Source organism: Pseudomonas sp. LH21, from assembly GCF_036549575.1.
GTDB lineage: Bacteria > Pseudomonadota > Gammaproteobacteria > Pseudomonadales > Pseudomonadaceae > Aquipseudomonas > Aquipseudomonas peradeniyensis.
Window position 1 is genome coordinate 474,360 of record NZ_CP144367.1, and the last position, 23,604, is coordinate 497,963.

Here is a 23,604-nt window from a genome sequence, read left to right on the forward strand (position 1 = left end):
ACTGGGCTCCGACCCGGTGCCGAAGCGATGGAGGGATTCTAGAAACGCGGCAGTAATGGCGAAATAGAACGGGTGTGCTAAAGGCACTTTGCCGCTGGTCAGCGCGACCCGAGCTACAAATCCAGGGGAAGCTGGGCACTGTACCGCCCGTGTATTGTTTTTTGTACCGCGGAGCGGCCAGGTTTTTCGGCCATGACGTTGTTCTCCTGGTGAAAATGTGATCAAGGTTGTTGCAAGGTGGCAATTACATACCTAAGATCCCCGCCTTCTCTCACCCGACAGCAAAGGAGGTACATCATGCAACAGTTGATCACCCTTTGCAGGTCGCGCCTGGCTTGAACGCATTCGCCGCTACTCGTTAGCGGTACCGCAACGCCCGGCCTCTGGCCTGCCAATCCGAACATCTTTTTGTTTCAACCCATCAGGATTGGACTATGGGCACTTGCATTCGCAATTTGTCCGACGGCGCCGTATTGGTCGCCGCGGACGACACCTGGATCGAAGGAAAAGCGATCCAACAACTCGAAACCACCGCTCGCCTAGGGGGCATGCATCGGGTGGCCGGCATGCCGGACCTGCATCCGGGGCGTGGCTATCCGGTCGGCGCGGCATTCTTTTCCGTGGGGCGTTTGTACCCGGCGCTGGTCGGCAATGACATCGGCTGTGGCATGGCGCTGTGGCGCACGGACATCCCGACCGCCAAGCTGCATCTGGACAAGCTGGAGAAACGCCTTGGCAACCTCGACCTGCCGCTCGACGAGACGTGGCAGGAGGCCGTCGCCAGCTTCGGTTTGCCTGCCACGGGGCACGAGCGTTCTCTAGGCACCATTGGTGGTGGTAACCACTTCGCCGAGCTGCAGCAACTCGATGAAAGCTACGACGATACGGCCCTGGCAGCCTTGGGCATCGAGCGCAAACACCTGCTGTTGCTGGTGCACAGCGGCTCGCGTGGTTTGGGCGAGGCGATCTTGCGTGAGCAGGTCGACCTGTTCGGTCATCACGGACTGGAGGCGGGCAGCGAGGCCAGCACTCATTACCTGGGCCGGCACGACGGCGCGCTGCGTTTTGCCGAAGCCAACCGTCAGTTGATTGCCCGGCGCATGCTCGACCGCTTGCGTGCCGATGGCGATGTACTGCTCGACATCAACCACAACCTGGTGTCGCCAGCGCAGGTCGACGGGCTCGATGGTTGGCTGCATCGCAAAGGCGCCACACCGTCGGATCAGGGGGCGGTGGTGATCCCTGGTTCGCGCGGCGACTACAGCTACTTGGTACAGCCGATCGCCGACGAGCGCAGCCTGTTGTCCCTGGCCCATGGCGCCGGACGCAAATGGATGCGCAGCGAGTGCAAGGACCGCCTCGCCTCGCGCTACAGCGTCGAGCAACTGAGTCGTACGGCACTAGGCAGCCGCGTGATCTGCGCCGACCGGGCGCTGATCTACGAGGAAGCGCCGGAGGCCTACAAGGCTATCGACTCGGTGGTGGGTGCCTTGCGTGAAGCGGGGTTGGTTCGCGTGCTGGCACGACTGAAACCGGTGCTCACCTACAAGACGCGCGGAGGGTGCTGCTGATGATCCTACTGCAACTCTCGGCGGCTCAGGGGCCGGAAGAATGTGCCCTGGCAGTGGCCAAGGCATTGCTCAGGCTGCAGGCCGAAGCGGATGCCCAGGCCGTGGCGGTACGGATACTCGAAGAAGAATCGGGGCCGCGGCGCGGTACCTTGCGCTCGGTGTTGCTGGCACTGGATGGTGAGCAGGCCGAGCGCCTGGCGGATCACTGGACGGGCTCGCTGCAATGGACGTGCAGCAGTCCGTACCGGCCTGGGCATGCGCGCAAGAACTGGTTCTTTGGGGGCGCACGGTTTGCGCCACCGGCACCGGAACTGGCGAGCGAGATCCACTTCGAGACCTTGCGTTCGTCCGGGCCGGGTGGCCAGCATGTCAACACCACCGACTCGGCAGTGCGCGCCACGCACCTGGCCAGCGGCGTCAGCGTCAAGGTACAGAGCGAGCGTAGCCAGCACGCCAACAAACGCTTGGCGCTGCTGCTCATCGGTCAACGCCTGGCGCAGCAGGCAGAGCAGGTCGACAGCGAACTGCGCGCGGAGCGGCGGTTGTTCCATCACCGCATCGAGCGTGGCAATCCCCTTCGGGTGTTTCGTGGCGAGCGCTTCGAGCCGGCCGACGAGTAGATTGTGTGCGAATAGTCGTCGAGCAAAAGTCAGGCCGGGCGGTGTAGACGATGCCGGCTCCACAAAAACGGATGAGGAAAGGACCCGGCTTGCAGTCGGGTTTACGCGTTGCAAATGAGCATTCCGTATCTGAGGCGACCCCGCCAAAAACACAAAGGCGCGGGCAAGACCAGAAAGTCGGAGCCAGTCGGTTCGCAAAGCGGCTCATGCGGTATCTGCCGGGGCTGGGCAATCGGCCTCGGTGGGTTTGAGGATTTTTCGCAGCGTCCTTTGATCCACATTCAGCTGCCCCGTAATCAGCTCTGCGGTGCAGTTGAGGGCAACCTCCAAAGCCTCTCTATCAAGCCTGAAAGCCTGAAAGCCTTGCGATTGCTGGGAGCAAGGCTCTATTCCTGCGTCCAATGGAGCAGAAATAGCACCGTCAAAACTGAGCGGTGCATGTTGAAAAAATCCGGGCGCACCCCTATTGCCATTGGGTCTGGTGCCGCAGAGCGCGGCCACAATCTGCCAGTTTCTCGTGCAATGGCTTTGCATTCCTTTGCAAAACTTTGCACTTAGTGCAATGGCCGTTCAGCTGCCAGAGCCCGCAGCGGGCCTGGGCCGGGCATTCAGTTGCACTACCCACGGCCTTTGCACTTTTTTGCGACGCAAAGCGCGTCGGCGAGAGGGGGATAAGTGATTTTCTGACCGGATTTTTTTTCGCGCCGGATTTTCGCCCGGCTTGGGCAGGGTTGAAGAAAGCCGCACGCTGGCCTATAGTGCAGCTACGCCAATGACGCATAAGGGCGCGCAAGGGAAGCAATGATTTTCGTCGAGACGTCGATCTTCACTGAGGACTTGCATGAGCTGCTGAGTGATGATGAATACAGGGCTTTCCAGCAGCATTTGGCTGTGAACCCGACCGCTGGGGATGTGATCCAGCACACTGGCGGGCTTCGCAAGATTCGCTGGGCTGCAAACGGCAAGGGCAAGCGTGGTGGAGTTCGAGTGATCTACTACTACATCACCGCAGCTGCGCAGATTCGGCTACTGGTGATCTACCGGAAGGGCGTGAAAGACGACCTCTCAGAAGACGAGAGGAAAGAGCTGCGCAAACTGAACGAAGGGTGGCAATGATGGAAAAGGGTCTGTTCAATCGCCTGAAAGAAAGCATGACGCAGATGAACGAGATTGATCGGGGCGAGCGTCAACCGTCCCGTGAATTTCACGTAGACGCCGTACAAGTCAAAAACATTCGCAAGGCTACAGGGTTGTCGCAGATTGCCTTTGCCGAAACGATTGACGTTGCCGTGGGTACTTTGCGCAATTGGGAGCAGGGGCGTCGAGACCCTGAAGGGCCTGCCAGGGCTTTGCTCCGGGCCATCCATAACGACCCGGCTAATGTCCTTGCCGCACTGAAGCAGTAAAAAAAACCGCCTTGGTAGGGCGGTTTTTCTGTAAGCGCAGCCGGATAGTGGCTGGCCTGCTGTTCTCACAGGACGCTTCAACGTCTGCAGAGTCTACACCCAATGCTGGGACTTCAGGTCAGTGTTAGTTCCAGGTCGTCGCCAGTCCATCGCGTCGGCGGTTTCTCATTGTTCAGGCTGCGCTCAAGCAGCTCTACCCTGTGCTCCAGAGCGGCTTTTTCAGCAGCGAGCAGCGCCGCCTTATGCTCCGCCTCCCTGAGCCGATTCCTCAGGCCATCTAAGTTCCTGGTGCGTTGATCCATATCCTGCGCTCCGCTGCGCAGTTGCTGCTCTTGTCGTTCAACTGCACGCTGCCGATCCGCCACCAGGGCGGTTGCTTTCTTCGCTGCTCTGGTGCGCGATAGCGCTGCCTGTTTTGAGCGTGCATGACGGGCTGCGCCATGGGCATTGGCGCTTCATCCGCAGCAGCCAGGGTCGAATAGAACGCCGACACCGCCTCATGTTTTGCCTTGGAGCCCTCCACACCGCGCTCCAGGCCGCGCTGCTAACCAACCTTTGCGTGGAATTCGGTTTGCATTGCTCTCAGCTTCTGGGGGCCACCGAGGAAGTCACGGCACGATAGACGTTTGTCTGCCGTTATCGGCACAACGTAAACGACCAGTGAGGCGTTGACTCATCTAGTGCGCTGGGCGTGGACGGGGAGCGCGCCGCTACGTGAAATCTGGGCTGATACCTGGCCTTGGCCCCTGCACTTTGCGCCGGGGAGCGCGTCAGTTGCGCGACGGTGTGGACGAAACGGGGAAAATTTATGCCCTAAAAACACAAATGGCCTACGCTTATTAGGCGTAAACCATTGATTTTGTTGGTGGGCCCACACGGACTCGAACCGTGGACCAAAGGATTATGAGTCCTCTGCTCTAACCAACTGAGCTATAGGCCCTCAGCAGGTGCGCAGGATTATAACGAGGGTTTCGATAGCGTGCCATCCGAAAGATCCGTTTGTGCTATGCGAAGAAAGGTCGCCGCGAACTCGTCCGGCGGCAGTGGCAGGCTGACGATGTAGCCCTGGATCTGCTCGCAGCCTTCGGCGGCCAGGAAGCGTTGCTGCGCCTGGTTTTCCACGCCTTCGGCAATGATCGTCAGCTGCATGCTGCGGCCCAGGGCGATGATGGCGCGGGCAATGGCGGCGTCGTGGGGGTCATCGGGCAGGCCGCGGATGAACGACTGGTCGATCTTGAGGATGTCCAGCGGCAGGCGCTTGAGGTAGCTGAGCGACGAGTAGCCGGTGCCGAAGTCGTCGATGGCCAGTTGCACGCCCAGCAGCTTGAGCTGATGCAGCACGCTCAGCGCTTCCTCGGCCTGGCTCATGATGAAGTTCTCGGTGATCTCCAGCTGCAGGTCGCCGGCCTTGAGCTGGTAGCTGCGCAGCAACTGTTCGATGCGCCGGGCCAGGCTGGGCTGGCGCAACTGGGCGCCGGCCAGGTTGATCGAGAGCGGGCCAAAGGCATGGTAGGCCTTCTTCCAGGCGTGCATCTGCCGGCAGGCCTGCTCCAGCACCCAGTCGCCGAGCTGCAGGATGGTGCCGTTCTCCTCGGCCAAGTGGATGAACTGCTCGGGCGGCACTTCGCCGAAAGTGGGATGGGTCCAGCGGACCAGCGCCTCTGCGCCGACCAGGCTCTGGGTCTTGAGGCTGAACTTGGGCTGATAGCACAGGCTCAGCTCGTTGCGCTCGATGGCGCGGCGCAGCTCGTGTTCCAGGGCAATGCGTTCGCTGGCCTGGGTGGTGAGCTCGCGGGTGTAGGCCTCGACGCGGTTGCGACCCTTGGCCTTGGAACGGTACATCGCGGCGTCGGCGTTGCGGATCAGGCTGGCGACATCGGTGCCGTCCTGCGGGTACAAGCTGATACCGATGCTGGCGCTGGTGAAGAACTCGTGCTCGCCGGCCTGGAACGGTGCGTGGAAGCCGGCCAGCAGCTTGTTGGCGATGGCGCTGGCATCGCTGGGCTTGTGCAGGCCGGGCAGGAGAATGATGAACTCGTCGCCGCCGAGGCGGGCCACGGTGTCCACGTCGCGCACCTGCTCCTTGAGGCGCTGGGCGATGCCTTTGAGCAGCAGGTCGCCCACCGGGTGGCCGAGGCTGTCGTTGATGTGCTTGAAGCGGTCGAGGTCGAGGAACAGCACCGCGCCCTGGCGGTTGGATATCTGCGCGCAGTTCAGCGCGGCCTGCAGGCGGCTTTCGAACAGGGCGCGGTTGGGCAGGCCGGTGAGCGGGTCGTGGTGGGCCTGGTAGTCGAGCTTGGCCTGGGCGTGCTTGAGGCTGGAGATGTCGGCGAACACGGCGACGAAGTGAGTGATCTCGCGCTCGTGGTTGCGCACGGCGCTGATGGTCAGCCAGCCGGGGTACAACTCGCCGTTCTTGCGTTTGTTGAAGATCTCGCCCTGCCAGTGCCCCTCGGCGGTCAGCTGGTGCCACATGGCGGCGTAGAAGGCGCTGTCGTGCTGGCCGGAGGCGAGCAGGCGCGGGGTCTGGCCGAGGGCTTCGATCTCGCTGTAGCCGGTGATCTCGCTGAAGGCGCGGTTGACCGCACTGATGCGCTGGTCGGTGTCGGTGATCAGCACGCCCTCGGCGGTGTTCTCGAACACCGTGGCGGCCAGTTGCAGCTTCTCCTGCATCAGGTGGCGCTCGGTGATGTCGCGGGCGATGGTCAGCATGCAGTCGACGCCGCCGATCGGCAGCGGCCGGGCGGACAGCTCGCAGAGACGGATCTGCCCGTCGCTGCGGCGGATATGGCAGCTGAAGTCGCGCACGAAACCGTCGCGCTGCAGTTGATCGACCAGGCGCTGGCGCTCGTTGAGGTCGACCCAGATGCCCAGGTCCAGCGAGGTCTGGTCGACCGTGGTGCTGATGTCGTAGCCGGTCAGGCGGCAGAAACCTTCGTTGACCTCCAGCAGCAGGCCGTCGCTCTGGCGCGAGAGCAGCAGGCCGTCGGGGGAGGCGTGGAAGGCCTTGGCGAACTTCTCCTCGGAGGTCTGCAACTGCTGCTGGGTTTCCTTGAGCTGGCTGATGTCGCGGATTGCCACCACCAGTGCCGGCATGTTGTCCAGTTCGAAGGTTTCGGCCGAGGTCAGGCCGGTGAACAGTTCGCCGTTGCTACGGCGGAAGGTCATTTCCAGGTTGCGGATACCGCCGCGGTGCAGGCGTTCGAGCAGGGCCGGGCCCGTGCCGGCCACGCCCCACAGGCCGAGCTCGGTGGCGGTGCGGCCGATCACCTGGGTGGGATTCAGGCCGATCAGCTCCTCGAAGGCTTCGTTGACCTCCAGCAGGCAGCCATCGCTGTGCCGGGCAATGACCAGGATGTCCGGGCATTGCTGGAACACCGAGGCGAACTTCTGCTCCGACAGGCGCAGGGCATCCTCGGTGTGCTTGGTTTCGCTGATGTCGATCATCAGCCCGCGCATCAGCGGCTTGTGGCCGTGCTCGATCATGCTGACGATGTTGCGTACCCACAGGGTATGGCCGTCGGCGCGGATCACCCGGTAATCGAGGCTGTGGTCGCGCCCGGCCGCCGTTTCGCTATCACAGTAGGCTTGCGCCCAGAGGGCATCCTCCGGGTGCAAGATGCTGCGCCAGAAGCCGGGCTTGAGCCATTCAGCCGTGGGGTAGCCGAGCAGGTCCTCGGCGTGGGGCGAGACATAGCTGTAGCTGAAGTCGTTGGCGTCGGCCTCCCAGGCCACCGCCGACAGGCTCTCGACCAGGCCACGGTAGTGATACTCGCTGCTGCGCAGTTCCTGCTCCAGGGCGATGCGCCGGGAAATCTCCGAGCTCAGGCGGCGGTTGATGCGGATCACCACCGCCAGGATGGCCATCAGCACCAGCACCGCCGGCAGGCCATAGAGCAGGACATCGTGCCAGAAGGTCCGCTGATCGACGACGTTGCCCACCCAGCGTTGCTGGATTCGGCTGACTTCGCTGCTGCTCATGTCGGCCATCACCTTGTCGAGGATGCCGACCAGCACCTTCTGCTGGCGGGGCACGGCCATGGCCAGCTGGTAGCGGTAGGGCGTTTCGCCGCTGACGTACAGGCCGTCCAGCTTGAGCTGGCGCAGGCTCCAGATGCTCGAGGCGAGGTCGCCGACCACCGCGTCCACCTCGTCGGTGGCCAGGGCCTGCAGGGTCGAGCTGACGTTGGGCATGGCCACCAGGTTGAGGTCCGGGTGGTGGGTGCGCAGCAGTTCGTGGGGCGCGTAGTTCTCCACCACGGCGATCTTCAGCCCGTAGAGGTCCTTGAGATTGCGCGGTTGCGCGCCGCCGGAGTGGGCGAGGATGACGATCGGGAAGTCCAGGTAGGGGCGGGTGAAGGCCAGGTAGTTCTGGCGCTCCGGGGTGGACATGATCCCGGGAAGCAAGTCGAGACGGTTGCTGCGTGCCTGTGCGAGCACTTCGGTCCAGCTGCTGGGCTCGATCGGCTTGAGAGTGATTCCCAGGCGTTCCTGGATCAGGGCGATGTAATCGGCGGCCAATCCCTGGTAGCGACCTTCCTGGTCGCGAAATTCGAACGGCGGCCATGAAGCATCGACGCCCAGGCGCAGCTGCGGGTGGGCGCTGAGCCAGGCTTGTTCCTCGTCGGTCAGGGTCAGGGCGCCGGCCGTTGTGTTCCAGGCGAGCAGGAGCAGCAACAGGAAGGCCGGCATCATGGGCATAGCGGCCTCTCGATCAGGGGGACTGATTCGAGTGTAGACGGGCATCTCGCCCGCTGGGTAGACAGTGGCAACGACCTTCTGTCACATAAGAAAAACCCCGGCCTGGGCCGGGGTTCTTCTTTACTCGTCGAGGAAGGAGCGCAGGTGCTCGCTTCGCGTCGGGTGGCGCAGCTTGCGCAGCGCCTTGGCTTCGATCTGACGGATCCGCTCGCGGGTCACGTCGAACTGCTTGCCTACCTCTTCGAGGGTGTGGTCGGTGTTCATGTCGATGCCGAAACGCATGCGCAGCACCTTGGCTTCGCGCGCGGTCAGGCCCGAGAGCACGTCACGGGTCGCTTCCTTGAGGCTTTCGACCGTGGCCACGTCGATCGGGGACTGCATGGTCGAGTCCTCGATGAAGTCGCCCAGGTGCGAATCTTCGTCGTCACCGATCGGGGTCTCCATGGAGATCGGCTCCTTGGCGATCTTCAACACCTTGCGGATCTTGTCCTCAGGCATCTCCATGCGCTCGCCCAGCTCTTCCGGGGTCGGTTCGCGACCCATTTCCTGCAGCATCTGCCGGGAAATACGGTTGAGCTTGTTGATCGTCTCGATCATGTGCACCGGGATACGGATGGTGCGCGCCTGGTCGGCGATCGAACGGGTGATCGCCTGGCGGATCCACCAGGTGGCGTAGGTCGAGAACTTGTAGCCGCGACGGTATTCGAACTTGTCCACCGCCTTCATCAGGCCGATGTTGCCTTCCTGGATCAGGTCGAGGAACTGCAGGCCGCGGTTGGTGTACTTCTTGGCGATCGAGATCACCAGACGCAGGTTGGCCTCGACCATTTCCTTCTTGGCGCGGCGGGCCTTGGCTTCGCCGATGGACATGCGACGGTTGATGTCCTTGATCTCGGCGACGGTCAGGCCGGTCTCGGTCTCGAGGTCGATCAGCTTCTGCTGGCAGGCGACGATGGCGGCGTCCTTTTCACCCAGGGCGGCGGCCCACTTGGTGTTGCGCTTGGCCAGGTCACCGGACCAGGTCTGGTCGGTCTCGTTGCTCGGGAACAGGCGCAGGAAGTCGGCGCGCGGCATGCGGGCGTCACGCACGCACAGCTGCATGATGGCGCGTTCTTGCTGGCGCAGGCGGTCAAGGGCGCCGCGTACACGCTCGACCAGTACGTCGAACTGTTTCGGTACCAGCTTGATCGGCATGAACAGGTCAGCCAGGGCCTGCATGGCGACGATGCTGTCCTTGTGGACTCGACCGTGCTTCTTCAACACTTTGAGGGTGTCGGTCAGCTGATCCTTGACCGCACCGAAACGCTGCGCGGCAACGACCGGATCCGGGCCGCTCTCGGCCTCTTCCTCGTCATCGCCGTCGGCGTTTTCTTCGTCTTCTTCGTCTTCCTCTTCCTTCGCAGCAGCGGCCTTCGCGCCTGGAATCGGCACTTCTTCGGTCGGCGCGGCGATGTTGTCGTCAGGGTCGATGTAACCGCTGAGAACGTCGGACAGACGGCCACCTTCGCTGGTGACGCGATCGTATTCGCCGAGGATGTAGTCGACAGTGCCCGGGAAGTGAGCGATGGCGCCCATGACTTCACGGATGCCTTCCTCGATACGCTTGGCGATTTCGATCTCGCCTTCGCGGGTCAGCAGCTCGACGGTACCCATTTCGCGCATGTACATGCGCACCGGGTCGGTCGTGCGGCCGATATCGGTCTCTACTGCCGCCAACGCTGCGGCGGCTTCTTCGGCTGCGGCTTCGTCGGTGTCGGCTTCCGCCAACAACAGGGCATCCGCATCCGGAGCACTCTCGAATACGTTGATCCCCATGTCGTTGATCATGCGGATGATGTCTTCCACCTGTTCCGGATCTGAAATATCCTCAGGCAGGTGGTCGTTGACCTCCGCGTAAGTCAGGTAGCCCTGCTCACGACCGCGGGTGATCAACTCTTTGATACGAGATTGCTGTTGCGCTTTTCCGGACATAACACCCTATCCACTGAAGGTCTTGGCGGGCAAAAAACAAGCCGAGGATTATACCCGAACCTGGACCTCACGCGCCAGATGAGGTCGGGTTTTGTGCGGGAACATTGCGGCTCAGCAGGGCGAGCAGCTGAGATTTCTCCTCTGTGCTCAGTTCACTTAGACGTGCTTTCCTGAGCAGATGTTCCAGGCTGCGCTCGCGTTGGCGGGCGGACAAACTAGTTATAGTGTCGAAAAACTGTTGTTCAAGGTTATCGGCATCGATCAGCCATTCCTTTTCCGCCAGGGCGCGCAGCAGGCGGCCCTGTTCGGTGCCGTGCCAGCGTGCGATCAACTGCATAGAGCTTAGCTTAGGATTCTTTTGCGCGGCCTCGATCAGCGCCACCAGCAGCTGGCTGTACAGCTGCTCTTCGTCGGCGAAGTGGCTGGCGTCCTCGACCTTGCCGGCCAGCAATGGGTGGTGCAGCAGGGTGCGCAGGGCCGAGAGCGTCGGCGGCTCGACTGGCGCCGGCACCCGTGGCGGGGCTTCGCCGCGCTGGCCGTCGCGCTGCCAGGGCTTGCCGCCTTTTTTATCCCACGGCTTGCCGTCCCACTGCTTCTTGCCGCCGCCCTTGTTCGGCGTCCAGGGGCGTTGCTCCTGCTGCTGCGGGGCATACTCGGGCTGGTAGTGCAGGTCGCCATGGTCCGGCGTGTAGCTGGCCATGGCGTCGTAGTCGTAACCGGGGTCGTAGTCCGGCACGCTGGGCGTCGGCACGCTCTGCGCCAGCTGTTCCATTTGCTGCGGGTCGAGCCCGGTGATGTCCTTCAGGCGGTTGCGCATCAGCTGGCGCAGGTTGGCGCCCGGCACTTTTTCGATCAGCGGTGCGGCCAGGGTGACCATGTGCGCCTTGCCTTCCAGCGAGCGCGGGTCGGCCTCGTTGCTCAGCTGCTCGAAGAAGTAGTCGGCAAGCGGTTGGGCGTGCTGGTTGAGGCGGGCCTGGAAGGCGTCGGTGCCTTCGGCGCGCACCAGGCTGTCCGGGTCTTCACCCTCGGGCAGGAACAGGAAGCGCGCGCGGCGGCCGTCCTGCAGGCTCGACAGGGTCGCCTCCAGGGCGCGCCAGGCGGCCTTGCGCCCGGCCTGGTCGCCGTCGAAGCAGAACAGCACGCTGGGCACCACGCGGAACAGGCGCTTGAGGTGCTCTTCGCTGGTGGACGTACCGAGGGTGGCCACCGCGTTACGCAGGCCCTGCTGGGCCAGGGCGATGACGTCCATGTAGCCTTCGACCACGATGATCTCGTCAAGGTTGCGGTTGTGCTTGCGCGCCTCGTACAGGCCGTACAGCTCCTGGCCCTTGTGGAACACCGGGGTTTCCGGGGAGTTCAGGTACTTGGGCTTGTCGTCGCCCAGCACGCGGCCGCCGAAGGCGATGACCCGGCCACGGCTGTCGCGGATCGGGAACATCACCCGGTCGCGGAAGCGGTCGTAGCGCTTGCCGCTCTCGGCGTTCTCGATCAGCAGGCCTGCGTCGATCATCACTTTCTGCTGCAGCGAGTCGGCGCCCAGGTGCTTGAGCAGGTTGTCCCAACCCGGCGGGGCGAAGCCCAGGCCGAAGTCGCGGGCGATCTCGCCGGACAGGCCTCGACCCTTGAGGTAGTCCACCGCCGCCTTGCGGGTGGCATGGCCGCGCAGGGCCTGGCGGTAGAACTCGCTGGCTGCCTCCAGCAGCGGGTACAGCGGTGAATCGGTTGGCTGGCGTGGCTTCTGTCCGCGGCGGCCTTCTTCCCGGGGTACTTCCATGCCGGCTGCGCGGGCCAGTTCCTCGACCGCCTGGGGAAAGTCCAGGTTGTCGTGGTCCATGATGAAGCCAAGCGCGTTGCCGCCGGCGCCGCAGCCAAAGCAATAGTAGAATTGCTTGTCGGGGCTGACGGTGAAGGAGGGGCTCTTTTCCTTGTGGAACGGGCAGCAGGCGGAGAGATTCTTGCCGGTCTTCTTCAGCTGGACGCGCGAACTCACCACATCGACGATGTCGGTGCGGTTGAGAAGGTCATCGATGAAGCTCTGGGGAATCAGCCCGGCCATGGCAGTCTCGTCATCTGGCAGCTGGCAAGTCTAAACGCTTGTGCGCGGGTTTGGCGTGGGGTATCTCGCAGGAAGAGGAGTGTGCTCGTCACCAGCCCATGAAGGGCTCGTCAGAAAGGACGTGCACGCCTGGTCGGGGACCAGTTCTGACGCGTTGATGCGGGTTGCCCATGGCTTTTGCCGGGGCGCCCAAGGCGCATGGCCAAGGGTTTGAAGCGACCGCTGCCATCAGCCCGGCACGAGGCCGGGCATGGCAGAAGCTTTGCGTAGAACGGCTGTACTTAGTACAGACGAACGGCGCGGCGCTGTTCGCGCTGAACCTTCTTGGCGTGACGCTTTACAGCGGCAGCGGCTTTGCGCTTGCGCTCGGCGGTCGGCTTCTCGTAAAACTCGCGGCTACGAACTTCAGCCAGTACACCGGCTTTTTCGCAGGAGCGCTTGAAACGACGCAGAGCTACGTCGAAGGGTTCGTTCTCTTTAACTTTGACGGCTGGCATCCAGGGCTACCTTAATTCATTACCGGGGTAGACGTGCTCCTGGCAAAACATAAGGTGTGCTGGAGAACGTCGGTTTTCAAGGGTTGCGGATGTTAACCCTTAGCTGGCCGGAATGCAAAGCCTCTGATCGAAAACCGCTGGTCGGCACCGGACACGGGGACTATCATGCGCGCCTTCGAATTCAGCCTCGACAAGGCACGGACCCATGCTAGTACTGGGATTGGAAACATCCTGCGACGAAACTGGCGTCGCATTATACGACAGTGAGCGCGGCCTGGCGGCCGACGCGCTGTTCAGCCAGATCGACCTGCACCGCGTCTATGGCGGCGTGGTGCCCGAGCTCGCCTCGCGCGATCACGTCAAGCGCATGCTGCCGCTGATCCGCCAGGTGCTGCAGGAAGCCGACTGCGTCGCCACCGAGATCGACGCGATCGCCTACACCGCGGGTCCTGGCCTGGTGGGTGCACTGCTGGTGGGTGCTTCCTGCGCCCAGGCGCTGGCGTTCGCCTGGGATATCCCGGCGATCGGCGTGCACCATATGGAAGGCCACCTATTGGCGCCGATGCTCGAGGAGCAGCCGCCGGAATTTCCGTTCGTCGCTTTGTTGGTGTCCGGTGGGCATACCCAGCTGGTGCGCGTCGATGGCATCGGCCAGTACGCGCTGCTGGGCGAGAGCCTGGACGACGCCGCTGGCGAAGCTTTCGACAAGACCGCCAAGCTGATCGGCCTCAATTATCCGGGTGGCCCCGAGATCGCCCGCCTGGCCGAGCAAGGCACGCCCGGGCGGTTCGTGTTCCCGCGGCCGATGTGCGACCGGCCGGGCCTGCAGTTCAGCTTCAGCGGCCTCAAGACCTTCGCCCTGAACACCTGGCAGCAATGCCGCGACGCTGGGGACGACAACGAGCAAACCCGTTGCGACGTGTCGCTGGCGTTCCAGCAGGCGGTGGTGGAGACTCTGACCATCAAGTGCAAGCGCGCGCTCAAGCAGACCGGCCTCAAGCGCCTGGTCATCGCCGGTGGCGTGAGCGCCAACAAGGCCTTGCGTGTTTCGCTGGAAGAGATGCTGGCCAGCCTCAAGGGCAACGTCTATTACGCACGTCCACGGTTCTGCACCGATAACGGTGCGATGATCGCCTACGCCGGTTGCCAGCGCCTGTTGGCCGGGCAGCAGCAGGACCTGGCCATCAGCGTGCAGGCGCGCTGGCCGATGGAGCAGTTGCCTGCGGTGTGAGAGGCGCCGGGCTTATGCCCACGCCTCAGAAATGGCGTTCGCGCCCGGCGAACAGGTCGCGCAGGTTGTTGCGGTGGCGCCAGACGATCAGGATCGTCAACACAGTCATCGGCAGCAGTGCTTCGGGTTCGCGCCAGGCCAGCAGCGGCAGCGTCAATGGCGTGGCGATCAGCGCCGCCAGCGAGCTGGTGCGAGTGAGGTAGAAGGTCAGCAGCCAGGCGCCGATGGCCAGGAGCGCGGCGGGGAAGTACAACGCCATGAGCATGCCGGCGGCAGTGGCCACGCCCTTGCCGCCCTGGAAGCGGAAGTACACCGGGAACAGGTGGCCAAGCACCGCGCAGATGCCGACCCAGGCCTGCTCCTGCTGGTCGAGCCCGGCCAGGCGTGCCAGCAGTACTGGCAACATGCCCTTGCACAGGTCGCCGAGCAGCGTCAGGATCGCCAGTTTGCGGCCGGCCAGGCGTAGCATGTTGGTCGCGCCGGCATTGCCCGAGCCGCTGGAGCGCGGGTCGGGGCTGCCGCTGAGGCGGCTCAGGACGATGGCGAAGGACAGAGAGCCGAGCAGGTAGGCAAGCAGCGCCAGTGACCAAAACATGCTAACTATTCCGGGCGAGGACGCCCTGATTCTAACGGCGCCCGTCGCCCTTGTCGTGCTGTGGAGAGAAGTGCTTGGACAGAGTGTTCATCGAAGGCCTGGAAGTCGATACCGTCATCGGTGCCTATGACTGGGAGCGGGATATTCGCCAGTGCCTGCGCCTGGACCTGAGTTTCGCCTGGGACAACCGCCCGGCGGCGGCCGGTGACGACCTGTCGCTGGCGCTGGACTACGCCAGTGTCTCGGCGCGGGTCCAGGCCTTCGCCGAGCAGGCGCGCTTCGAGCTGGTGGAGACTTTCGCCGAGCGTCTGGTGGCGGTGCTGATGGACGAGTTCAACATCCCGTGGGTGCGCCTGAAGCTGACCAAGCCGGGTGCGGTGCCTGCGGCCCGTGGCGGTGTAGGCGTGGAGATCGAGCGCGGATGTCTTTGAGTACCGTCTATCTCGGGCTGGGCAGCAACATCGACCGCGAGCGGCACTTGTGTGCGGGGCTTGATGCGTTGGCTGGCATGCTCAGTGACATGCACTGCTCCGCAGTGTTCGAGAGCCAGGCCGTGGGAATCAAGAGCGGCCCGTTCTACAACCTGGTGGTGCGCGGACGCACCGACCTGCCACTGCTGGAACTCGACCGCCGGCTCAAGTTCATCGAGGCCGAAAACGGCCGCTACGCCCCGGATCGCAAGGGGCTGCCGCTGGATATCGATGTACTGATGTTCGATGACCTGTGTGGCACGTTCAATGGTCTGGTGTTGCCGCGGGCGGAGATCTTGAAGAACGCCTTCGTGCTCTGGCCGTTGTCGTTGCTGGCGCCGGAGCTGGTGCATCCGGGCGTGGGCAAGTCCGTGGGGCAGCTGTGGCGCGAGGCGAGCATTGAACAGGTACTGGCGCCAGTGCCGTTCGAATGGCGGGGCTTGCAGCTGACCCTGATGTAAGCCGGTACCGCCTTCTTCGCGGGTAAACCCGCTCCCACAGGTATCGCGCCGCTGTTGAAGGCGGTGAAAACCTGTGGGAGCGGGTTTACCCGCGAATGGCGGCGGCAGATCAAGCTGATTTGTATGCTTCGAGCGCCTTCAGCCGTTTGTCTTTTAGTGCGTCTCCCAAGGCCTTTCCGGTCAGTCCTTTCTCTACCAGTGACTTCACTTCCACAGCCCGCGCTGCTTCAGCAGCTCCCCGCAGGTAAATGCCCTGAGGGTAATCCGAGTCTGGTGCAGCCATCTCGCACGCGGCGATGAACTCCTCGAAACGTTGCGGTCGTCGATACACATCGAACTTCTGCAGCAGCTCCAGCAGGCTCGACGGCTCCAGTGCCCAGGCTTCATCGGCGCATTCGGCGAACTCTCCCACCAGCACCGCCAGTTCCTGGCATTCGCGTGGGACCTTGAAGCGCTGGTTGAGTGCCTTGATCGCCGTTGGCTCCAATCCGCGCAGCAGGCATGCCCAGCGCACCGGCAGTGATTGCTGGTGGCTGGCCGCCTGGTGCAGCGCAGCCAGTGTATCGGCGCCGTGCGCCAGCTCTGGCATCAGCTCGTTCAGCGCGCCGCAACTGCGCAGCACCTCGATGAACACCTGGGGCTCGCTTTCCATCAATGCCCGCTCGATCTCCTTCCAGCTGCGTTCGGCAGTAAGCGCCTGCAGTTCGCCCGACTCGGCGATCTGGCGCATGAGGGCCAGGGTTTCATCGGCAACCTCGAAACCCAGAGGTGCATAGCGCGCCGCAAAGCGGGCAACACGCAGCACTCGCAAAGGATCTTCGGCGAATGCCGGGGAAACATGGCGCAGGATCCGTTGTTCGAGATCGACCTTGCCGTGATAGGGATCGTGCAGCGCGCCGTGTTCGTCCTCGGCCATGGCATTGATGGTCAGGTCGCGACGCACCAGGTCTTCTTCGAGGGTGACTTCGGGGCTGGCATGAAAGGTGAAACCGCCATAACCACGACCGCTTTTGCGCTCGGTACGGGCCAGGGCATATTCCTCACCGGTCTTTGGGTGCAGGAACACCGGGAAATCGGCCCCGACCGGGCGAAATCCCTGGGCCTGCATCTGTTCGACGGTGGCGCCAACCACCAGCCAGTCGACGTCGCTGACCGGACGGCCCAGCAGGCGGTCGCGCACGGCGCCGCCAACCTTGTAGATCTGCATGTGAAACCTCCATTTCTGCCGACAGGATACCTTGTCGGCAAAAATGGAGGTTGCTGGCTACAGGTGGTGTACCACGGCCAGGTCCATGCGTCCGTAGTCGCCGGTCTCGCTGTGCTCGCTGCGCGGTGGCATGTGATGGGTCTTCATCACTTGGTCGCCCTGCACGGTCTCCAGGTGGATGTCGAAGCCCCACAGGCGGTGCAGGTGCTTGAGCACCTCCTCGGTGGAGTCGCCCAGGGGTTTGCGGTTGTGCTGCTGGTGACGCAGGGTCAGCGAGCGGTCGCCGCGCCGGTCGATGCTCCAGATCTGCACGTTGGGCTCGCGGTTGCCCAGGTTGTACTGCGCGGCCAGCTGCTCGCGGATGGTGCGGTAGCCGTCCTCGTCATGGATCGCCGGCACCAGCAGGTCGTCGCGCTGGTCGTCGTCGAGGATGCTGAACAGCTTGAGGTCGCGCATCACCTTGGGTGACAGGTACTGCAGGATGAAGCTTTCATCCTTGAAGCTGCTCATGGCGAACTTGATCGTCGACAGCCAGTCGCTGCCGGCGATATCCGGGAACCAGCGGCGATCCTCCTCGGTGGGGTGCTCGCACATGCGGCGGATGTCGGTGTACATGGCAAAGCCCAGGGCATAGGGGTTGATGCCGCTGTAGTACGGGCTGTCGAAGCCTGGCTGGAACACCACGCTGGTGTGCGACTGCAAAAACTCCATCATGAAGCCTTCGGTGATCAGCCCCTCGTCGTACAGGTCGTTCATCAGGGTGTAGTGCCAGAACGTCGCCCAGCCTTCGTTCATCACCTGGGTCTGGCGCTGCGGGTAGAAATACTGGGCGATCTTGCGCACGATGCGCACCACTTCGCGCTGCCAGGGCTCCAGCAGCGGGGCGTGCTTCTCGATGAAGTAGAGGATGTTCTCCTGGGGCTCGGCCGGGAAGCGCGCGTCGTCTCTCTCGCCGCCTTTTTCGGCGCCCTTGGGGATGGTGCGCCAGAGGTCGTTGATCTGCCGTTGCAGGTGCTCCTCGCGCTCCTTCTGCCGACGCCGCTCTTCCTCGGCGGATATGGGGTAGGGGCGCTTGTAGCGGTCCACGCCGTAGTTCATCAGGGCGTGGCAGGAGTCGATCAGGTCCTCGACGGCATCGATGCCGTGGCGCTCCTCGCATTGGGCGATGTACTGCTTGGCAAACACCAGGTAGTCGATGATCGAGCTGGCATCGGTCCAGGTGCGGAACAGGTAGTTGCCCTTGAAGAAGCTGTTGTGGCCGTAACAGGCGTGGGCGATCACCAGTGCCTGCATGCACATGGTGTTCTCTTCCATCAGGTAGGCGATGCACGGATCGGAGTTGATCACGATCTCGTAGGCCAGGCCCATCTGGCCACGGCTGTAGGACTTCTCGGTACTGAGGAACTGCTTGCCGTAGGACCAGTGGTGATAGCCCAGCGGCATGCCCACCGAGGCGTAGGCGTCCATCATCTGCTCGGCGGTGATCACTTCGATCTGGTTGGGGTAGGTGTCCAGGGCGTAGCGGGCGGCCAGGCGACTGATCTCGCGGTCGTAGGTCTGGATCAGCTCGAACGTCCATTCGGAGCCGGTGGAAATGGGCTGGCGTCTCTGCTCTCTGGCGGTCATGTGGCTAACCTGCGCTGGAAGAGTTCACGGAAGACCGGGTAGATGTCGCCGGCCGATACCAACTGCTGCTGGGCGAAGGTGTCGGGGAACGCCTCGCCGATGCGCTCGTATTCGTACCACAGCGCCTGGTGCTCGCGTGGGGTGATCTCGACGTAAGTGTAGTACTGCACGTGCTGCATGATCTGGTTGGCGAGGATGTCGCGGCAGATCGGCGAGTCGTCGTTCCAGTTGTCGCCATCCGAGGCCTGGGCGGCGTAGATGTTCCAGTCGCTGGCCGGGTAGCGCTCGGCCATGATCTCCTGCATCAGCTTGAGCGCGCTGGAGACAATGGTGCCGCCGGTTTCGCGGGAGTAGAAGAACTCTTCCTCGTCCACTTCGCGGGCGCTGGTGTGGTGGCGGATGAACACCACCTCGATGCGGTCGTAGTTCCGTTTGAGGAACAGGTACAGCAGGATGAAGAAGCGCTTGGCGATGTCCTTGGTGGCCTGGGTCATGGAGCCGGACACGTCCATCAGGCAGAACATCACTGCCTTGGAGCTGGGATTGGGCTGCTTGACCAGCAGGTTGTACTTCAGGTCGAAGGTGTCGAGGAACGGCAGGCGGTTGATGCGCGCCTTGAGGCGTTCGATCTCGGTCTCGGTGTCCTGGATGTCGGTGAAGTTGTCCGGTTCCTCGACCTTGAGCCGGTCCAGCTCCTTCTGCGCCTCGCGCAACAGGGCACGGCTGCTGCCGGTCAGGGCGATGCGCCGGGCATGGGCCGAGCGCAGGGTGCGGACGATGTTGATGCGCGACGGGTTGCCCTCGTTGGCAATGCCTGCGCGCACGGTCTTGAAGGTGTCGGCCCCGGTCAGGTGACGCTTGACCAGGTTGGGCAGCTCCAGGTCCTCGAACATGAACTCGAGGAATTCTTCCTGGGTGATCTGGAACACGAAGTCGTCCATGCCCTCGCCGGAGTTGCCGGCCTTGCCGCGGCCACCGCCACCGCCGCCACCTTGTGGCCGGGCGATGTGTTCGCCGGCGGTGAATTCCTTGTTGCCGGGGTGGACGATGGTCTGCTTGCCGCCGCGACCGTGGTGCAGCACGGGTTCGTCGATGTCGCGACCCGGGATGCTGATCTGTTCGCCATGCTCCATGTCCATGATGGAGCGGCGGCTCACGGCCTCTTCGACGGCCTTCTTGATGTGTTCACGGTAACGCCGCAGGAAGCGCTGGCGGTTGACCGTGCTCTTGTTCTTGCCGTTCAGGCGTCGGTCGATTACGTAGCTCATGGTCCCTCCGGTAGCTGGGAACAGCTGCACGCTTCAAGCTACGAGCTGCACGTAAAAGCAGCCGCCGCCGTCCGGGCCGGCAATGCCAGCCTCGGACGCACGGCGTGTAGCGTGTCGCCTTATTGCGATTTCCTGACCCGCAGGTACCATTCCGACAGCAGTCGAACCTGCTTGTCGGTGTAGCCACGCTCCACCATCCGGGTGACGAAGTCGTTGTGCTTCTGTTGATCCTCCTTGCTGGCCTTGGCGTTAAAGCTGATGACCGGCAGCAGGTCCTCGGTGTTGGAGAACATCTTCTTCTCGATCACCACCCGCAGCTTCTCGTAGCTGAGCCAGCTGGGGTTCTTGCCGTTGTTGTTGGCCCGGGCGCGCAGCACGAAGTTGACGATCTCGTTGCGGAAGTCCTTCGGATTGCTGATGCCGGCCGGCTTCTCGATCTTCTCCAGCTCCTCGTTGAGGGCGATGCGGTTGAGGATCTCGCCGGTTTCCGGGTCGCGGTATTCCTGGTCCTGGATCCAGAAGTCGGCGTACAGCACATAGCGGTCGAAGATGTTCTGGCCGTATTCGCTGTAGGACTCCAGGTAGGCGGTCTGGATCTCCTTGCCGATGAACTCGATGTAGCGCGGCGCCAGGTATTCCTTCAGGTAGCGCAGGTAGCGCTCGCGCACCTCGGCCGGGAACTGCTCCTGCTCGATCTGCTGCTCCAGCACATACAACAGGTGCACCGGGTTGGCCGCCACTTCGTGAGGGTCGAAGTTGAACACCTTGGAGAGGATCTTGAAGGCGAAGCGGGTCGACAGGCCGTTCATGCCCTCGTCGACGCCCGCGGCGTCGCGGTACTCCTGGATCGACTTGGCTTTCGGGTCGGTGTCCTTGAGGTTCTCGCCGTCGTACACGCGCATCTTCGAGTAGATGTTGGAGTTCTCGGGCTCTTTCAGGCGTGAGAGCACGGTGAACTGGGCCAGCATCTTCAGCGTGTCAGGCGCGCAGTGCGCCTTGGCCAGGGAGCTGTTGATCAGCAGCTTGTCATAGATCTTGATCTCGTCGCTGACGCGCAGGCAGTACGGCACCTTGACGATGTAGATCCGGTCGATGAAGGCCTCGTTGTTCTTGTTGTTGCGGAAGGTGTGCCACTCCGATTCGTTGGAGTGGGCCAGCAGGATCCCGGAGTAGGGGATCGCGCCCAGCCCCTCGGTGCTGTTGTAGTTGCCTTCCTGGGTGGCGGTGAGCAACGGGTGCAGGACCTTGATCGGCGCCTTGAACATCTCGACGAATTCCATCAGGCCCTGGTTGGCCCGGCACAGCGCGCCCGAATAGCTGTACGCGTCGGCGTCGTTCTGCGGGAATTCCTCGAGCTTGCGGATATCCACTTTGCCCACCAGGGCCGAGATGTCCTGGTTGTTCTCGTCGCCCGGCTCGGTCTTGGCGATGGCGATCTGGTTGAGGATGGACGGGTAGAGCTTGACCACCCTGAACTTGCTGATGTCGCCGCCGAACTCCTGCAGGCGCTTGGTGGCCCAGGGCGACATGATGGTATTGAGGTAGCGGCGCGAGATGCCGTATTCCTCTTCGAGGATCTGGCCGTCCTCGGCGGCGTTGAACAGGCCCAGGGGCGATTCGAACACCGGCGAGCCCTTGATGGCGTAGAACGGCACCTTTTCCATCAGTTGCTTGAGTTTCTCGGCCAGCGACGATTTACCGCCGCCCACCGGGCCCAGCAGGTAGAGGATCTGTTTCTTCTCTTCCAGGCCTTGGGCGGCGTGGCGGAAGTAGGAGACGATCTGGTCGATGCACTCTTCCATGCCATGGAAGTCGGCAAAGGCCGGATAGCGGCGGATCACCTTGTTGGAGAAGATCCGCGACAGCCTGGAGTTGCTTGAGGTGTCGATCAGCTCTGGTTCGCCGATGGCCAGCAACAGCCGCTCGGCCGCCGAGGCATAGGCGCTGCGATCCTCTTTGCACAGCTCGAGGTACTCCTGCAGCGAAAGTTCTTCCTGGCGGGTGGACTCGAAACGTTGTTGGAAGTGGCTAAAAATGCTCATGACGTCACCTCGCTCGATACGTGGAGACGACGCCGGATCAGTCAGCTGATGCTGGCATGCAACCGGGCTCGCCGATTGCTGTATACCCCCCAGAACACCTTGGAACGCTACCGATGACCCGCACGCCGGTGTACCGGCTCTCCCCTTTTTTGGATGGCCTGGGCTTAAGGATAGTTGGTTATACGCAAGGTCAAGGGCGGGGAGCCGAGAAGACGCCTGCGACCGTTCGTCAGGTCGGGCGCAAGCCCGCGCCAAGCGCGGGCTGGAGGAAAAATGAAAAAATTATTCGGCGCTGCCCTGGGCGGTTTCCGCCGGGTAGGTGTTGCGCCACAGCTCGAAGCCACCGTCGATGCTGTAGACGTTGGAGAAGCCCTGGCCGACCAGGTAGGCGGCGGCGCTCTGGCTGGAATTGCCGTGGTAGCAGACAACCAGTGTAGGCGCGTCCAGGTCGGCGTTGCGGATGAAATCGGCGACCGAGTGATTATCCAGATGAGTGGCGCCGGCAATATGCCCGGCGGCATAGGCTTGCGGGTCGCGAATGTCGACCACGACTGCACCTTGCGCACGCAGGGCGAGGGCTTGCTCGGGGGTAATGCGCTTGAATTCGCTCATGGGTGCGGTTCCTTCAGGGGTGTTCGTTGAGTGGAGCCGGCGGGCGCGGGGTGCCCTCGCGGGTGCAGTCGCAGCGGTGGAAATCACCACTGTCGACATTGTACAGGGTCATCGCGCCGCCCCAGACGCAGCCGGTGTCCAGGGCGATCACGCCGGGCACATCAACGCGGCCTTCGAGGGCGGCCCAGTGGCCGAAGATGATCTTCACATGGCGCGAGCGGCGGTCCGAGTGGGCAAACCACGGCTTGTAGCCCTTGGGGGCGCTGTCGGCGCCTTCCTTGGTCTTGAGGTCGAGTTTGCCGGCGGCGGTGCAGAAGCGCATGCGGGTGAAGTAGTTGGTGATCACCCGCAGGCGCTCGACGCCGGCCAGGTCCTTGCTCCACTTGTTCGGCTCGTTGCCGTACATGCCGTCCAGGTACAGCTTCAGGCGGCCGTCGTCGCGCAGTACTTCCTCGACCTCTGCAGCGAGCTCCAGCGCCTTGCCCAGGGTCCATTGCGGTGGAATGCCAGCATGGACCATGGCGATGCTGCGGGCCTCGTCGTAGTGCAGCAGCTTCTGCTGGCGCAGCCAGTCGAACAGCTGGTCGGCGTCCGGGGCCTCGATGATCTCGCGCAGGGTGTCGCTTTTCTTCAGGCGCTCGACGTTGTGCCACGCCGCCAGTAGGTGCAGGTCATGATTGCCCAGCACGCAGACCAGCGCATGGCGGATCGAATACAGGTAGCGCAGGGTCTCGAGGGACTCGGGGCCGCGGTTGACCAGATCGCCCACCAGCCACAGGCGGTCGACCGCCGGGTTGAAGCGTACGCGTTCGAGCAGGCACTTGAGCGGTTGCAGGCAGCCTTGCAGGTCGCCGACCGCGTAGGTGGCCATCAGTGCAGGGCCCCGGGCACGGCCAGGCGGAACGGGGCGATCGTGGCGTCGAAGCGCTTGCCGTCCTCGGCGAACATCTGGTAGCTGCCCTGCATGGTGCCGACGCGGGTGCTGATGACCGCGCCGCTGCTGTAGGTGTGGCTCTGACCGGGCTCGATCAGCGGCTGTTGGCCGATCACGCCGGCGCCGCGCACTTCCTCGACCTCGCCGTCACCGTTGGTGATCAGCCAGTGGCGGGACATCAGCTTGGCCTTGACCGTGCCGTTGTTCTGCACGGTGATGGTGTAGGCGAAGGCGAAACGGCTGCTTTCGGGATCGGATTGGTCTTTGAGGTAGCGGGTCACGACGCTGACGTCGATCTGATAGCGGGGGTCGGACATGCAAGGGCCTTGGGCGAAC

Annotated in this window: 21 protein-coding genes and 1 tRNA gene; 8 read left to right on the plus strand and 14 right to left on the minus strand. The window is 63.0% G+C overall.

Annotation, left to right across the window (positions count from 1 at the left end; genetic code table 11):
• Positions 1 to 434 precede the first annotated feature (434 nt).
• The 5 genes from VUG52_RS02265 (at position 435) to VUG52_RS02285 (ending at position 3,597) form a co-directional block, all read left to right on the plus strand.
• Positions 435 to 1,571 carry an RNA ligase RtcB family protein gene (locus tag VUG52_RS02265; protein ID WP_050703498.1) on the plus strand — a complete coding sequence of 379 codons (1,137 nt, stop codon included), beginning with the start codon at positions 435 to 437 and terminating at the stop codon, positions 1,569 to 1,571.
• Positions 1,571 to 2,191 carry a peptide chain release factor H gene (gene prfH / locus VUG52_RS02270; protein ID WP_050703536.1) on the plus strand — a complete coding sequence of 207 codons (621 nt, stop codon included), beginning with the start codon at positions 1,571 to 1,573 and terminating at the stop codon, positions 2,189 to 2,191. The genes VUG52_RS02265 and prfH overlap by 1 nt, the downstream gene beginning before the upstream one ends.
• A gap of 114 nt (positions 2,192 to 2,305) precedes the next feature.
• The gene (locus tag VUG52_RS02275; RefSeq protein ID WP_156329572.1) at positions 2,306 to 2,749 is read left to right on the plus strand and encodes a hypothetical protein; all 444 of its coding nucleotides are present in this window, start codon (positions 2,306 to 2,308) and stop codon (positions 2,747 to 2,749) included.
• Between the two features lie 243 nt (positions 2,750 to 2,992).
• The gene (locus VUG52_RS02280) at positions 2,993 to 3,307 is read left to right on the plus strand and encodes a type II toxin-antitoxin system RelE/ParE family toxin (protein WP_050703499.1); all 315 of its coding nucleotides are present in this window, start codon (positions 2,993 to 2,995) and stop codon (positions 3,305 to 3,307) included.
• Positions 3,307 to 3,597, plus strand: a complete 291-nt coding sequence (locus tag VUG52_RS02285; RefSeq protein WP_050703537.1) for a helix-turn-helix domain-containing protein — start codon at positions 3,307 to 3,309, stop codon at positions 3,595 to 3,597. Before VUG52_RS02280 ends, VUG52_RS02285 begins: the two co-directional genes overlap by 1 nt.
• A gap of 113 nt (positions 3,598 to 3,710) precedes the next feature.
• Here the strand turns inward: VUG52_RS02285 and VUG52_RS02290 are convergent, their stop codons facing one another.
• The 6 genes from VUG52_RS02290 to rpsU all read right to left on the minus strand — a co-directional run bounded on the left by VUG52_RS02290 (position 3,711) and on the right by rpsU (position 12,822).
• Positions 3,711 to 3,899, minus strand: a complete 189-nt coding sequence (locus VUG52_RS02290; protein WP_050703500.1) for a hypothetical protein — start codon at positions 3,897 to 3,899, stop codon at positions 3,711 to 3,713.
• A 561-nt stretch (positions 3,900 to 4,460) separates the two neighbouring features.
• Positions 4,461 to 4,537 (minus strand) — tRNA-Ile (locus tag VUG52_RS02295).
• Between the two features lie 17 nt (positions 4,538 to 4,554).
• Positions 4,555 to 8,298, minus strand: a complete 3,744-nt coding sequence (locus VUG52_RS02300; protein ID WP_050703501.1) for a bifunctional diguanylate cyclase/phosphodiesterase — start codon at positions 8,296 to 8,298, stop codon at positions 4,555 to 4,557.
• Between the two features lie 120 nt (positions 8,299 to 8,418).
• Positions 8,419 to 10,269 (minus strand): RNA polymerase sigma factor RpoD, encoded by a 1,851-nt coding sequence (gene rpoD / locus VUG52_RS02305; RefSeq protein ID WP_050703502.1) that lies wholly within the window; start codon positions 10,267 to 10,269, stop codon positions 8,419 to 8,421.
• Positions 10,270 to 10,336: 67 nt separating this feature from the next.
• Complete coding sequence (gene dnaG / locus VUG52_RS02310; RefSeq protein ID WP_050703503.1) at positions 10,337 to 12,325, minus strand: DNA primase; 1,989 nt, start codon at positions 12,323 to 12,325, stop codon at positions 10,337 to 10,339.
• A 281-nt stretch (positions 12,326 to 12,606) separates the two neighbouring features.
• Positions 12,607 to 12,822, minus strand: coding sequence for a 30S ribosomal protein S21 (gene rpsU, locus VUG52_RS02315; protein ID WP_003255575.1), 216 nt, complete (start codon positions 12,820 to 12,822; stop codon positions 12,607 to 12,609).
• A 205-nt stretch (positions 12,823 to 13,027) separates the two neighbouring features.
• Between rpsU and tsaD the strand changes: the two genes are divergently transcribed.
• Entirely contained in the window at positions 13,028 to 14,053 is a 1,026-nt protein-coding gene (gene tsaD, locus VUG52_RS02320) for a tRNA (adenosine(37)-N6)-threonylcarbamoyltransferase complex transferase subunit TsaD (RefSeq protein ID WP_050703504.1), read from the plus strand.
• A gap of 25 nt (positions 14,054 to 14,078) precedes the next feature.
• Here tsaD and plsY read toward each other — a convergent pair whose 3' ends face one another.
• Entirely contained in the window at positions 14,079 to 14,648 is a 570-nt protein-coding gene (gene plsY, locus VUG52_RS02325) for a glycerol-3-phosphate 1-O-acyltransferase PlsY (protein ID WP_050703505.1), read from the minus strand.
• Between the two features lie 74 nt (positions 14,649 to 14,722).
• On the opposite strand from plsY, the gene folB reads away from it, so the two are divergent.
• Together folB and folK are read left to right on the plus strand one after the other, a co-directional pair.
• Entirely contained in the window at positions 14,723 to 15,079 is a 357-nt protein-coding gene (folB, locus tag VUG52_RS02330; RefSeq protein ID WP_050703506.1) for a dihydroneopterin aldolase, read from the plus strand.
• Positions 15,070 to 15,579 carry a 2-amino-4-hydroxy-6-hydroxymethyldihydropteridine diphosphokinase gene (gene folK / locus VUG52_RS02335; RefSeq protein ID WP_050703507.1) on the plus strand — a complete coding sequence of 170 codons (510 nt, stop codon included), beginning with the start codon at positions 15,070 to 15,072 and terminating at the stop codon, positions 15,577 to 15,579. Before folB ends, folK begins: the two co-directional genes overlap by 10 nt.
• 109 nt (positions 15,580 to 15,688) lie before the next feature.
• Here the strand turns inward: folK and VUG52_RS02340 are convergent, their stop codons facing one another.
• The 7 genes from VUG52_RS02340 to apaG all read right to left on the minus strand — a co-directional run bounded on the left by VUG52_RS02340 (position 15,689) and on the right by apaG (position 23,585).
• Positions 15,689 to 16,786, minus strand: a complete 1,098-nt coding sequence (locus tag VUG52_RS02340; RefSeq protein ID WP_050703508.1) for a hypothetical protein — start codon at positions 16,784 to 16,786, stop codon at positions 15,689 to 15,691.
• Between the two features lie 57 nt (positions 16,787 to 16,843).
• The gene (locus VUG52_RS02345; protein WP_050703509.1) at positions 16,844 to 18,412 is read right to left on the minus strand and encodes a SpoVR family protein; all 1,569 of its coding nucleotides are present in this window, start codon (positions 18,410 to 18,412) and stop codon (positions 16,844 to 16,846) included.
• On the minus strand, positions 18,409 to 19,680 hold the full coding sequence (locus tag VUG52_RS02350) for a YeaH/YhbH family protein (RefSeq protein WP_050703510.1): 1,272 nt from the start codon (positions 19,678 to 19,680) through the stop codon (positions 18,409 to 18,411). Before VUG52_RS02350 ends, VUG52_RS02345 begins: the two co-directional genes overlap by 4 nt.
• 119 nt (positions 19,681 to 19,799) lie before the next feature.
• Positions 19,800 to 21,722: a PrkA family serine protein kinase gene (locus tag VUG52_RS02355; protein WP_050703511.1), complete on the minus strand. Its 1,923-nt coding sequence runs from the start codon at positions 21,720 to 21,722 to the stop codon at positions 19,800 to 19,802.
• A 282-nt stretch (positions 21,723 to 22,004) separates the two neighbouring features.
• Positions 22,005 to 22,334: a thiosulfate sulfurtransferase GlpE gene (gene glpE / locus VUG52_RS02360; RefSeq protein WP_050703512.1), complete on the minus strand. Its 330-nt coding sequence runs from the start codon at positions 22,332 to 22,334 to the stop codon at positions 22,005 to 22,007.
• 13 nt (positions 22,335 to 22,347) lie between these two features.
• Positions 22,348 to 23,205 carry a symmetrical bis(5'-nucleosyl)-tetraphosphatase gene (locus VUG52_RS02365; RefSeq protein WP_050703513.1) on the minus strand — a complete coding sequence of 286 codons (858 nt, stop codon included), beginning with the start codon at positions 23,203 to 23,205 and terminating at the stop codon, positions 22,348 to 22,350.
• Entirely contained in the window at positions 23,205 to 23,585 is a 381-nt protein-coding gene (gene apaG / locus VUG52_RS02370; RefSeq protein ID WP_050703514.1) for a Co2+/Mg2+ efflux protein ApaG, read from the minus strand. The genes VUG52_RS02365 and apaG overlap by 1 nt, the downstream gene beginning before the upstream one ends.
• Positions 23,586 to 23,604 lie beyond the last annotated feature (19 nt).